This window comes from Streptomyces sp. BE303 (assembly GCF_036290945.1).
In the GTDB taxonomy this organism is placed as follows: domain Bacteria; phylum Actinomycetota; class Actinomycetes; order Streptomycetales; family Streptomycetaceae; genus Kitasatospora.
On sequence record NZ_JAQYWZ010000960.1, the window covers coordinates 1 to 12,107 of the forward strand.

7 protein-coding genes are annotated in these 12,107 nt (G+C 76.4%); 4 read left to right on the forward strand and 3 right to left on the reverse strand.

Features of this window, described 5'->3' with window-relative positions; genetic code table 11:
• From PUR56_RS41725 to mhpA, 3 genes are all read left to right on the forward strand, one after another.
• A partial coding sequence (locus tag PUR56_RS41725; protein ID WP_329952835.1) for an acyltransferase domain-containing protein occupies positions 1–844 on the forward strand: 844 nt, incomplete at its 5' end.
• On the forward strand, positions 841–1,638 hold the full coding sequence (locus PUR56_RS41730) for an arylamine N-acetyltransferase family protein (protein ID WP_329881600.1): 798 nt from the start codon (positions 841–843) through the stop codon (positions 1,636–1,638). The genes PUR56_RS41725 and PUR56_RS41730, both read left to right, overlap by 4 nt.
• Positions 1,635–3,281: a bifunctional 3-(3-hydroxy-phenyl)propionate/3-hydroxycinnamic acid hydroxylase MhpA gene (mhpA, locus tag PUR56_RS41735; protein WP_329952836.1), complete on the forward strand. Its 1,647-nt coding sequence runs from the start codon at positions 1,635–1,637 to the stop codon at positions 3,279–3,281. The genes PUR56_RS41730 and mhpA overlap by 4 nt, the downstream gene beginning before the upstream one ends.
• Positions 3,282–3,549: 268 nt before the next feature.
• Here the strand turns inward: mhpA and PUR56_RS41740 are convergent, their stop codons facing one another.
• Together PUR56_RS41740 and PUR56_RS41745 are read right to left on the reverse strand one after the other, a co-directional pair.
• Entirely contained in the window at positions 3,550–4,770 is a 1,221-nt protein-coding gene (locus PUR56_RS41740) for a 3-deoxy-7-phosphoheptulonate synthase (RefSeq protein ID WP_329952837.1), read from the reverse strand.
• On the reverse strand, positions 4,767–7,583 hold the full coding sequence (locus PUR56_RS41745; RefSeq protein ID WP_329952838.1) for a helix-turn-helix transcriptional regulator: 2,817 nt from the start codon (positions 7,581–7,583) through the stop codon (positions 4,767–4,769). The genes PUR56_RS41740 and PUR56_RS41745 overlap by 4 nt, the downstream gene beginning before the upstream one ends.
• Positions 7,584–8,098: 515 nt before the next feature.
• Between PUR56_RS41745 and PUR56_RS41750 the strand changes: the two genes are divergently transcribed.
• Positions 8,099–11,062, forward strand: a complete 2,964-nt coding sequence (locus tag PUR56_RS41750; protein WP_329952926.1) for a BTAD domain-containing putative transcriptional regulator — start codon at positions 8,099–8,101, stop codon at positions 11,060–11,062.
• Here the strand turns inward: PUR56_RS41750 and PUR56_RS41755 are convergent.
• Complete coding sequence (locus PUR56_RS41755; RefSeq protein ID WP_329881605.1) at positions 11,052–12,086, reverse strand: LLM class flavin-dependent oxidoreductase; 1,035 nt, start codon at positions 12,084–12,086, stop codon at positions 11,052–11,054. The genes PUR56_RS41750 and PUR56_RS41755 overlap by 11 nt on opposite strands.
• Positions 12,087–12,107: the final 21 nt, after the last annotated feature.

A 12,107-nucleotide genomic window follows, 5' to 3' on the forward strand; every position in this document is an offset into this window, starting at 1 on the left:
CGAGGAGGAACTCGCCGAGCTCCTGGCCGCGGTGAGGCCCCGGCCCGCCGCGATCCCGTTCCTGTCGACGGTGGAGGGCCGGTGGTTGGAGGGTCCTGAGCTGGACGGCGGGTACTGGTACCGCAACCTGCGGCAGACCGTCCGCTTCGCCGAGGCCGTCGAGACCCTCGCCGCCGCGGAGTACCGCGCGTTCGTCGAGGTCAGCGCCCACCCGGTGCTCGCCCACAGCATCGTCGAGGCGCTGGAGGCGGCCTCCGTGCGCGAGGCGGCCGTCACCGGCACGCTGCGGCGCGACGAGGGCGGGTGGGACCGCGTCCTGCTCTCCGCCGCCGAACTCCACGTCCGGGGGGTGGAGGTCGACTGGTCGGCCTCCTACGCCGGGGCCGGACCCCTCGCTCCCTCCGAACTCCCGACCTACGCCTTCCAGCACCGGCACTACTGGCTGGAGTCGGTGCCCGTGACGACCCACGCAGGAGAATCCCCGATGGACATCGACACCGCCGAGACCGGCACCGCCGCCGAGGCCGAGGAGGCTCCCGGCGCCGCCCTGGCCCGCCGCCTGGCGGACGGCGGCCCGGAGGAGCGGGAAGCCGTCCTGCTCGACGTGGTCCGCACGGAGGTCGCGGCCGTCCTCGGACACGAGGGCGCCGACTCCGTCGGCACCGACGACGTCTTCTTCGACATCGGCTTCGTCTCGCTGACCGCCGTCGAACTCCGCAACCGCCTCCAGAACGTCACCGGGCTCGAACTGCCGGCCCTGCTCGTCTTCGACCAGCCCACCCCGGGCAGGCTCGCCAGCCACCTCCGTGTCCTGCTCGACGAGCAGCACACCGAAGGGAAGTGACCGCCGTGATCGACGTCGCCGCCTACCTCAAGGCCCTCGACTACGACGGGCCGCTCGTACCCGACGCCGCCACCCTGCGTGAGCTGCACCGGCGCCACCTGATCGCCATCCCCTACGACTCCTCGCTCAACACCGCGCGCGGCGAGGCCCTCTGGGCGGGCGTGGACATCGACGTCGACGCCGTGTTCGACGCCCTCGTCCTCGGCGGCCGGGGCGGCGTCTGCTACGAGCTCAACGGACTGTTCCTCGCCCTGCTCCGCGAACTGGGCTACGAGACCGGGCTCTTCTCGGCCGGGATCCGCCAGGTCGACGACACCTTCGGGCCGGATCTGGAGCACGTCCTCGGCTTCGTGCGGCTGGACGGCGAGTTCTGGCTGGTCGACGTCGGCTTCGTCGGGCCGTCCTACCTGGAACCGCTGCGGGTGGTGCTCGACGAGGTGCAGTCGCAGGGCGGCACCGACTTCCGCATCGTGCGCGCGGACACCGGCCACCACGTCGTCCAGCGCCGCGGCCGGACCGGTGACTGGCGCGCCGTCTACCGCTTCCACCCGGAGCCGCGCGCGTTCGCGGAGTGGCTCGTCCCCTCGCCGGAGCTGGACCGCTTCGCCCGGGCCCTGGCCGGCTCCGGGATCGTGGTCCGCGGCCGGGCCTTCGAGGGTGGCCAGCGGATCCTGATCGGCACCCGGCTGGTGGTCGTCGAGGACGGCACCGAGCGGGTGCGCGGCCTCGCCGACCCCGAGGAGCACGCCCGGGTGCTCGCGGACATCCTGCGGAAGGGCACGGCCGCCGCATGACGACCGCACCCGCCGCCTCCGCCGTACCGGACACCGCACCGGGCCCCGACCCCGGCACCGGGTACACCGGGACCGACACCGACGTCGCGATCGTCGGCTACGGGCCGGTCGGTCAGACCGCCGCGCTGCTGCTGGCCGCCCGCGGCCACCGGGTCACCGTCCTGGAGCGGTTCCCCCGGCCCTACCCGATGCCGCGCGCGGTCTCCTTCGACGGCGAGTCCGCCCGCATCCTCGCCGCCACGGGTGTCGAGGGGGCGCTCGCCGAGTACGTCGAGTCCTCCCGGGACTACGTGTGGCACAACGCCGACGGCCGCACGCTCTTCCGGGTGGACGTGGAGGACGCCGGCCGTTCCGGCTGGCCCGACTCCAGCGCCGTCTACCAGCCGGGCCTGGAGGCCGTGCTGGCCGCCCACGGCGAGCGCCAACCGGGGCTGCGCGTGCTGCGCGGCCACCGGGTGACGGCCCTCGCCGACCGCGGCGAGGCGGTCGCCCTCACCGTCGACGGCCCCGAGGGCGGCACGCTCACCGCCCGGTGGGTGATCGGCTGCGACGGGGCGAACAGCGTGGTGCGCGAGGAGGCCGGGCTCACCGCCACCGACTTCGCGTTCTTCAACGACTGGCTCACCTGCGACGTCGTCCCGCACGACGGCCGGGAGTTCGTCCCCAACAACCTCCAGGTCTGCGACCCGGCCCGGCCGCGCACCGCCGTCTCCGCCGGTCCGGGCCACCGGCGCTGGGAGTTCATGCGGCTCGACCACGAGTCGCCCGAGGAGTTCGGCAGCGAGGCCAACGTCTGGAAGCTGCTCTCGCTGTTCGACATCGGCCCCGGCAACTCCACGCTGCTGCGGCACGCCGTCTACACCTTCCAGGCGCGGTACGCCGACCAGTGGCGGCGCGGCCGGGTGCTGATCGCCGGGGACGCCGCCCACCTCATGCCGCCGTTCGCCGGGCAGGGCATGTGCTCGGGCTTCCGGGACGCCGCCAACCTGGCCTGGAAGCTCGACCTGGTGCTCACCGGCCGGGCGGGCGAGGGGCTACTCGACACCTACGCCGCCGAGCGGCGCGAGCACGTGCGGCACGCGCTCACCATGTCGATGGACCTCGGGCGGGTCATCTGCCAGAGCGACCCGGCGGCGGCGCGCGACCGCGACACCGTGATGCTGGCCGCGCAGGAGCGCGCCCGGCAGGGCGCGGCGGTCGGCGCCGCGCGCCCGCGCACCCCGGTCCAGCCGCTCACCGCCGGCCTGCGGCACGGTGGCTTCCCGGCCGGCGACCTCGTCGTCCAGGGGCGCGTCACGGCGGCGGGGCGGCCGGCCGGCCGCTTCGACGACGTAGTGGGGCGCGGCTTCGTGCTGCTCACCACCGAACCGCCGGAGACGCTCCTCTCCGCCGAGGACGCCGCCTGGCTGGCGGAGCTCGGCGGTCACGCCGTGCAGGTCGTCGAGGACGGCGGGCAGGAGCCGCCGCCGGGTGCGGTGGGCGACGTCGACGGGGTCTACCTGCCGTACCTGGCGGGAGCGGGGTCGGGGGCAGGTGCGGTCGCGGTGCTGGTGCGGCCCGACTTCTACGTCTACGGCGCGGCGGCCGACCGGACGGCACTGGCCGGGTTGTTCGCCGCGCTCCGCACCGACCTGGGCGTCTGACCCGCCGCCCCGCCACTCCTGAGCCCGCCGGGGACCGCCCGCCGAGCCCGCCCACCCGGGCGGCCCGGCGGGCGCCGTCGTTCCCGCCGCCGCCGCCCCCGCACAGCCACCGGTCCCCGCACAGTCACGGGTCCGGGCGTGCCGGGGCCGGGGCGGACACGCGGACACACGGACGGCCCGTTCCTCGTCCGCGTCGAGGAACGGGCCGTCGGCCTCGGGTGCCGGGTGGGGCGGGCGCGGCCCGGCCCACCCGGCGGGCGGTGCGCGGTCAGACCGCCACGGGGGTCCGCCGGGCGGGGCGCTCCACCAGGATCTCCGCCACGATCCGCGCCAGGTCGATGCTCTGGCGGCCGTTCAGACGGGGGTCGCAGCCGGTCAGGTAGCGCTCCGGGAGCTGCTCCTCGCGCAGGTCCTCGCGACCGCCGAGGCACTCGGTCACGTCGTCCCCGGTCAGCTCCAGGTGCAGACCGCCCGGGTGGCTGCCCAACGCCCGGTGCACCGCGAAGTAGCCGGTCACCTCGGCGGCGATCCGCTCGAAGCGGCGGGTCTTCAGCCCGGACGCCGACACCTCGGTGTTGCCGTGCATCGGGTCGCAGAGCCAGACCACCGGGTGCCCGGCGGCCTCCACCGCCTCCACCAGCGGCGGCAGGACGTCGGTCACCCGGTCCGCGCCCATGCGGCTGATCAGCGTCAGCCGGCCGGGAGTGCGGTCCGGGTCCAGCGCCTCGGCGTAGGCGACGGCCTGCTCCGGCGTCGTGGTCGGGCCCAGCTTGAGCCCCAGCGGGTTGGCGATCCGCCGGGCCAGGGCGACGTGCGCGCCGTCCAGGTCGCGGGTCCGCTCGCCGATCCACAGGAAGTGGCCGGAGAGGCCGTACCCGTCGCGCACCAGCGGCACCTCGTAGTCGAGCAGCAGTGCCTCGTGACTGGTGAACAGCTCGGTGCGGGTCGCGGCGGACACCGCCTCCAGCACGTCGAGTGCGGCCCCGGCCCCGGCGTACGCGGTGAGCATCCGCTGCGGGTCCGGTGTGCGGGCCCCGGCGGTCGCCGCCTCGCCGTTGACGATGTCGCCCCGGTAGGCGGGCAGGCCGTCCGGCCCCACCGGGCTGGAACGCGGCTTGGCGTACTGCCCGGCGACGCGGCCGAGCGGCACCACGGGCAGCCCCGACGCGACCTCGAACAGCGTCGCGCAGTGCAGCAGGACGTGCAGGTTGGACCGTACGTGCTCGGGGGTGTTCCCGGCGAAGGTCTCGGCGCAGTCCCCGCCCTGGATCACCAGGGCCCGGCCGAGCGCGACCTCGGCCAGCCGCTCCCGCAGCCGGTCCACGGCGGCGCGCTGCACCAGGGGCGGCAGCGCGCCGAGCTCGGTGCGCACCTCCCGCACCCGGTCCGGGTCCGGCCACTGCGGCTGCTGGCCGGCGGCCCGACCGGCCAGCGCCAGGGCGAGCGCGGCGTCTTCGTGCGCCGTCGGTGTCGTGGTCATCGGTGTCATCCCGTCTTCCTCAGGTTGGCCCACAGATCGGCGGGCAGATCCTTGCGTCGGCGGACCCCGAGCTTGCGGTAGACCCGGGTGAGGTGCTGTTCCACGGTGCTGGCCGTGATGTAGAGGCGGCCGGCGATCTCGCGGTTGGTGTAGCCGAGCACGGCCAGTGAGGCGACGCGCCGCTCGGACTCGGTCAGCGCCCCGACCCCGCCCGGGTCCTCGGCGCCGTCGGCGGCCGGGCCGCTCTCGCCGAGGTCCGCCGAGACCGAGAGCAGCTCCTGGGCGAGCGGCTTCATGGCGCACATGTTCGCCACGTGCAGGGCCTGGCGCAGCAGCAGCCGGGCCCGCCGCTTGTTGTTGGTCGCCTGGTGGACGCGGCTGAGGTCGGTGAGCACCCGGACCTGCTCGTACCGGTCGCCGGAGGTCTCGGTGAGGTCGACCGCCTCGGTGAGCAGGGGGCCGCGCCGCCCGGGCGGCCCGGCCGCGGCGAGCAGCCGCAGCGCCGGACCGCGGGTGTGCGGGAGGTCGGCGTCGGACCGGCTGAGCTGCTCGTGGACGAGCCGCCAGGCGCGGTCCCGGTTGTCCAGCCGCAGCCACGCGTCGGCCGCGTGGGTGCGCCAGGGCACCACCCCCGCGCCGTCCAGGCCCCAGGTGCGCAGGAGCTCGCCGCAGGACAGGAAGTCGGCGAGCGCGGCGTGGCCGTGCCGGGTCGCCAGGTAGTGGTCGCCGCGGGCGAACAGGTAGTGCAGCCCGTACAGGGTCTGGAACATCGCCTCGCCGACGGCGTGGGTCAGGTGCTTGGCCGCCGACCGGTGCTCGCCCATCCGGCTCTCCGCCATCACCAGCGTGCCCAGCGGCAGGCCCACCGCGATGCCCCAGGCGGTCGGGCTGAGGTGGGTCAGCGCCGCCCGGCTGCTCTCGGCCGCCGTCACCAGCTCGCCGAGCCGGAGTGCCGACTCGCCGTGCGCGGCGGCGTACAGGGCCGTCGCGGTGGGCGCCTCGCGCCGCGCGGCGGCGGTCAGCAGCCGCTGGCTCCAGACCGCCGCGGTGTCGGCGCGCCCGGCCTGGAGCAGCACCCGCAGGGCGAGCAGCGCGGCCTCCTCGGCCCACGCCGTCCGGCCGTGCAGGTGGGCGTCGCGCAGCACCTGCTGGGCGTGGTCGACGGCCTCGGCCGCCCGGCCGCGGGTCAGTGCGCCGGCGAGCGCGGCGGCGGCCTGGAGCTGCGGGTCGATGTCCGGGGCCACCGTGTGCCGGAGGTCGGCGGGCAGGGCCGGGACGCGGCGGCCCCGGGCGAGGCCCGGGTGGGTGTAGGCGAGCCAGGTCTCGACGTCGCGCAGCGCCCCCGTCTCGGCCGGGGTGGCCCGCTGCGCCGGGCCGGTCCGGGACCGCAGCAGGTCCAGGACGGCCACGGCCTCCTCGCCGCGCCCGTGCCAGAGCAGGTGCCGGACGAGGACGAGCGCCTCGGCGAGCCCGAGGTGGCCGGCCCGGACGGCCGCGGTGAGCGGCGCCAGGTGCCGGGCCGCCGTGGACGGGTTGAGCTGCCACTCGGCCTGCACCAGGCGGTGCCGCAGGACGGCCCGGTCGGGTTCCTCGACCGCCTCCTTGTGGGCCAGGCGCAGGCAGGCCACCGCCGTGCGGTAGCGGTTGTCCAGCAGGGCGTGCTCGGCGGCCTCGGTCAGTGCGGCCACCGCCCACGGCATCGGGGCGCGTCCGGCCTCGACCAGGTGCCGGGCCACCTCGGCGGCGGGGCTGCCCGACTCGTAGCACAGCTGTGCGGCCCGCAGCCGGAGGTCGGTCCGCTCGTGCGGGGCGAGGTCCTCCAGGACGGTGGTGCGCGCCGCCGCGGTGCGCAGCCGCCCGTCGCCGTCGAGCAGCCCGGCGGTGGCGAGCGCGGAGCGGATCCGCGCCACGGCGTCGGGGCTCTCCCGCTCGCCCAGGAGGCGCGCCACGTCCTCGTCCGGGGCGTCGTCGCCCAGGACGGCCTGGGCCTGGACGACCCGCAGCACACCGGGCTCGGTGCGGTGCAGGCAGCTCAGCAGGGCGGGGCCGTAGCGCGGTTCGGGGTCGGCCCGGTCGAGGTGCTCCTCCACGAGGGCGTGCAGCAGCAGCGGGTTGCCGCCGGCGACGTCGACCAGTTCGGGGCCGCTGTGCCGGGCGGACTCCTCGCCGAGCCCTTCGGTGACCAGGCGCAGCGCGCCGGCCCGGGAGAGCGGGGCCAGTGCGAGGCGGTGGACGTGCGGGTGGCGGAAGAGCTCGGCGTGCAGCCGGCGGCGCGCGGGCCACGGCGTGCTGCCGTCGGTGAGCACCAGCAGGACGCGGCTCTGCGGCAGGTGCCGGACGAGGTGGCGCAGGAAGTGCAGTGACGCCTCGTCGGCGTGGCCGATGTCCTCGACGCAGATCAGCACCGGGTTGTCCGCGGCGGCTGCGAGCAGCGCGGCGGTGAGGTCGCGGCAGGCGCGCAGCAGCTTCGGCGGGGGCGGGCCGGCCGGGTCGGGGCCGTGTGCGGTGTCGCTCGGGTCGGCGAGGACGGCCGGGTCGGCGAGGGCCGCCAGCCGTTCGGCGTGCCCGGCCGGCCAGGCGGCGGAGCGGGCGATCCGGTCGGCGACGCCGAAGGGCAGGTCCCGCTCCTGGGCGGAACAGTCGGCGCTGACGACGAGGACCCCGCGGTCGGCGGCCCGGGCGGCGAACACCCGCAGCAGCTCGGTCTTGCCGCTGCCGAGGGGGCCGTCGACGAGGGCCGCCCGGCCCGCCCGGCCGAGACACTCGGTGAGCAGGTGGTCGAGTCGGTCGATGTGCGCGTCACGTTCCAGCAGGGAAGGCACCGGGTACCCCCGACCTCATCTCTTGTAGGCGTTCGGCCGTCGGTCGCCGACGGCTCCCCGGGGAGGTGGCGGCGGTCGCCCCTCCCGGTCGGACCCATCATGGGGACTTCCCGCCCATCGGCGGGGAACTGACCGCCCATGAGCGGGGCACTGCCGCCGTTCTGCGGCGCGGGGCGGCGAAATGCCCGGGCTGGTCACCGACGCGGGTTGTCGACCGGTATGCCGGATTGGAGTTGACGTGCTGTCAATGGAGAACTCCGGGCGCCCTGATGTACCATCGGGAACATATTTGTGGAATGGTGCTTTCCGGATTTACCGCGAGTCGAGGGGGCAGGGTGCGATTCAACGTTCTGGGGCCGCTGGAAGTGCTCTCCGACGGTGTCGAGGTGCCTGTTCGCGGTCTGCAGCAGCGGGCACTGCTCGGTGTTCTCCTTCTCCGCGCGAATAGCGTGGTGGGAATCAACGAGATAATCGCCGCGCTCTGGGGGGACGAGCGTCCGTCCACGGCCCGGAAAATGGTGCAGAACTCGGTGGCCGGTCTTCGCCGTACATTCCAGGCGGTGGGGGATCCGGCGGGCGGGAATGTGGCACTGAATACCATAGTGCCCGGATACACCCTCAGAATCGAGCCGGAACAGCTCGATCTCACCGAATTTCACGAGCTTGTCACATTGGGACGGGCCCGGCTGGCGGCCGGCGAGTGGGCGGGGGCCTCGGGACTGCTGCGCCGGGCCCTGGGCCTGTGGCGCGGACCGGTGCTCGCGGACGTGACCGACGCCGGGCTGACCTGGCCCGAGCTGGCCGCCCTCCAGGGCACCCGGCTCGCCGTCCACGAGGACTGCATCCAGGCGGAGTTGGCGATGGGGCGGGACCGCGAGCTGATCGGCGAGCTGGAGACGCTGCTGGAGGCCGAGCCGACGAGGGAGCGGCTGGTCGCCCAGCTCATGGTCGTCCTCTACAACTGCGGGCGGCAGCCCGAGGCGCTGGACCGCTACCGGCGCACCCGGGACCTCCTCGCCGACCGCTTCGGCCTGGAGCCGGGCCGCGACCTGCGGCGGCTCCAGCGCGCGATCCTCAGCCACGACCCGGCACTGGCCCTGCGGCTCACCGGCGGCCCGGGCGGCGGCGGCCCCGCCGGCGCGGCCCCGTCCCCCGGCGGGGCCCTGGCGGCCGTCCCGCACCCGGCCCCGGACCCGGACGGGCACCGGACTCCGGCCGCGGCCCCGGTGCAGCGCCGTCCCCGGCCTGCGGCGTCCGCACCGTCGCCGCCCGCCGCCCCGGAGACCCCCGGGGCGCACGCGACGCCCGAACCGGCCGACGGGGAGGCCGCCCCCGTCGCCGAGCACGCCTACCGCCCCTCCTGGGAGCGGGTCGAGCGGCGCCGGGCCAGTGTGGTCATGGTCCGCGCCCGGTGGACGGCCGACGGCGGCGCCGTCGCCCCCGAGCGGATCGACCACGCCACCAAGGAACTGACCGCCGTCATCCGGCGGGAGACCGCGCCGTTCGGCGGCCTCGTGCGCCGCGCCTTCGGGTCGGTGTGGCTGGTCGTCTTCGGCGTGCCCCGGGCCCACGAGGACGACGCCGAGCGGGCCCTGCGCGCCGCCCTCGCCCTGCGGCGGCACTTCGCGTCCCCCGAGCCCGCTCCCGGATCCGCCCCGGCCGGATCCGGCCCCCGCCCCGCCGCCGGGTCCGCGTCCGGTCCCGCCCCCGGCGGCGCCCGACTCGTCACCCACCTCGTGGTCGGCAGCGGCGAGGTGGTGGTCACCTACGACGACAGCGCGACGGAGCCGGTGGAGGTGACCGGCGAGGTCCTGGACGCCTGCCACCACCTGCTGCTCCAGGTCCCCCGGGGGGAGCTGTGGGCGTGCGCCGCCACCGTCGAGGCCGGCGGCGCGCTCCTCGGCTTCACCCCGGTGGACGGAACCCCCGGCGTCCACCGCCTGGCGACCGAGAGTCCCCCCGCCCCCGGGGCGCCCGGGCACCCCGCCGAACCGCCCTTCCTGGAACGCACCCACGAGCTGAACCTGCTGCGCGGCGCCTACCAGGACACCGTCCGCCGCCAACTGCCCCACCTGATCACGGTGCTCGGCGAGCCGGGCATCGGCAAGACCCGGCTGATCGGGGAGTTCGCCGCCGGGCTGCGCGCCGAGGCGGGGGAGGACGCACCCCGGGTGCTCTACGCCGGCACGCCCGCCTTCGACGCCCACACCTCGTACGAGCCGCTCGCCGGGGTGGTCCGCGCCTACGCGGGCATCCGCCCGGGCGCCCCGGCGGCCGTCGTCGTCCCCGCGCTGACCGCCGTCGTGCGCGGCCTCTTCCCGCACGCCGTCGCCGGGCGGATCGTCACCGCTCTCGCCGCGTGCCTCGGCCTGCCCGCCCCGGCCTCCTCCCCCGAGGGGCCCGGCGGCGGGACCGTCCCCCGGGAGGAGGTCCTCGGCGCGCTGCGCCAGCTGATCGAGGAGGCGGCCGCCGAACGCCCGCTGGTGGTGGTGCTGGACGACCTGCACCGCGCCGCCGGATTCGTCCGGTCCTTCGTCGAGGACCTGACCGTCCGGCTCGGCCCGGTGGCCCTGCTGCTGGTCGCCGGCGCCCGCTCCGAGCTGCTCCACACCACCCCCTCCTGGGGGTGCGCCAAGCGCCGTTCGGCCCTCATGCACGTGGCGCCGCTGTCCACCACGGCCACCGGCACCATCATCGGCGCGGCCTCCGGACGGCGCCGTCCCTCGCCCGCCGACGACCGCCGCGCGGCGCTCGCCGACGGCAACCCGCTGTTCGCGCAGGCCTACGCCCGGGCCGAGGCCGTCGGCGGCGACCCGGCCGTGGCCCACCCCCCGGCCGTCCTCGCCATCGCCGCCGCCCAGCTCGACGACCTCGACCGGACCGCCCGGTCGGTGCTGCGCGACGCGGCCGTCGTCGGCGGGACGCTGTGGCGCGGCGCGGTCGCCGCCGTCAGCCTGCGGGACACCGAGGAGGTGGGCCGCGGCCTGGACAGCCTGGAGTCGCGCGAACTGCTGCGCCGGGTGCGCCGCAGCAGCGTGCCGGGCGACGTCGAGTACGTCTTCCGGTACGCCGTCAGCCGCGACGTCGCGCTGGCCCAGCTGCCGGGCCGCGTCCTGGTCGAGCGTCACCTGCGGGCGGCCTCCTGGGCGGCCCTCCTGGACGTGCCCCGGCCCGCCCTGCTGGCCTTCCACTACGACCGGGCCGTCGCCCTCACCGAGGCCGACGGCGCCCCGGTGGAGGCGATGGAGCGCCGGGCCTGGGAGGCGCTGGTGGGGGCGTCCGCGCGGGCCGCCGCCGCGGGCGACGACGCGCTCGCGGTCAGCTGCCTCGGCCTCGCCCTCGACCGCTGCCCGCCCGGAGAGCCCGAGCGGGTCTGGCTCGCCACCCACCACCGGCGCATCCTGGACAGCCTCGGCGAGCCGGCGTCCCCCGCCCGCCCGGCCCGTGCGCACCGCGCCCTGCCCGCCGCTAGGAGGTGACCCCGGCGGGGACCGGCAGCGACTCGGCGAGCTCCCGCACCCGCTCCAGCGAGCGGATCTTCTCGTCCACGTCGGTGACGTTGTTGGTCACCATCAGCTCGTCCGCGCCGGTGCGCTCCAGGAGGTCCGCCAGGGCGCGGCGGACCTCGTCCGCGTCGCCGACCGCCTGCGTGCTGAGCAGCGCGTCGGCGGCGGCGCGCTCGGCGTCCGTCCACGGGTAGGCCGCCGCCTCCTCCACGGTGGGCAGCGGCGCGGTCGGCGAGGCGCCGTTCAGCCGCAGCACCGGGAAGAGCGCCGGGTACGTCAGCCGGCGGGCCTGCTCCGCGGTCTCGCCGCACACGGTGTAGGCGGTGACGATGGCGTGCGGGCGCTCCGCCCGGGACGACGGGCGGAAGCTCTCCCGGTACGCCCGCAGGGCCTCCTCGGTGCCGCGCGAGTTGAAGAAGTGGTGCGCGAACGCGTACGGCAGCCCGCGCCGGCCCGCGTCCACCGCGCTGCGCACACTGGCGCCCAGCAGCCAGACGCGGGGCGGCTGCGGCGGCTCCGGCAGGGCCTCCAGCCGCTGGTAGACGTGCCCGTCGGGGAAGCCGCCCCCGACGAAGCCGAGCAACTCCTCCAGCGCCGCCGGGAAGTCCTCGTCGGGTGCCCGGCGCAGGGCGTGGGCGAGCACCGGATCCGCCCCCGACCGGCCGATGCCCAGGTCGACCCGGCCGGGGAAGAGCGCGGCCAGCGTCCGGAAGGACTCGGCGACGGCGTACGGCGCGTGGTTGGGCAGGATCACCCCGCCCGCGCCGATCCGGATCCGGGTGGTCCGCTCCCCGAGGGCGGCCAGCAGGACGGCCGGGACGGAACCGGCGATCCCGCGCGAGTTGTGGTGCTCGGCCACCCAGAACCGGGCGTAGCCCAGCTCGTCGGCCGCCGCCACCAGTCGGCGGGTGTCGACCAGGGTGTCGGCCGGGCGCCCGGCGGAGTCGATGGACGAGATGTCGAGGACGGACAGCTGGGTCCGGGAACTGCTGGTCATTCCGGGGTGCTCCTTCTCGCG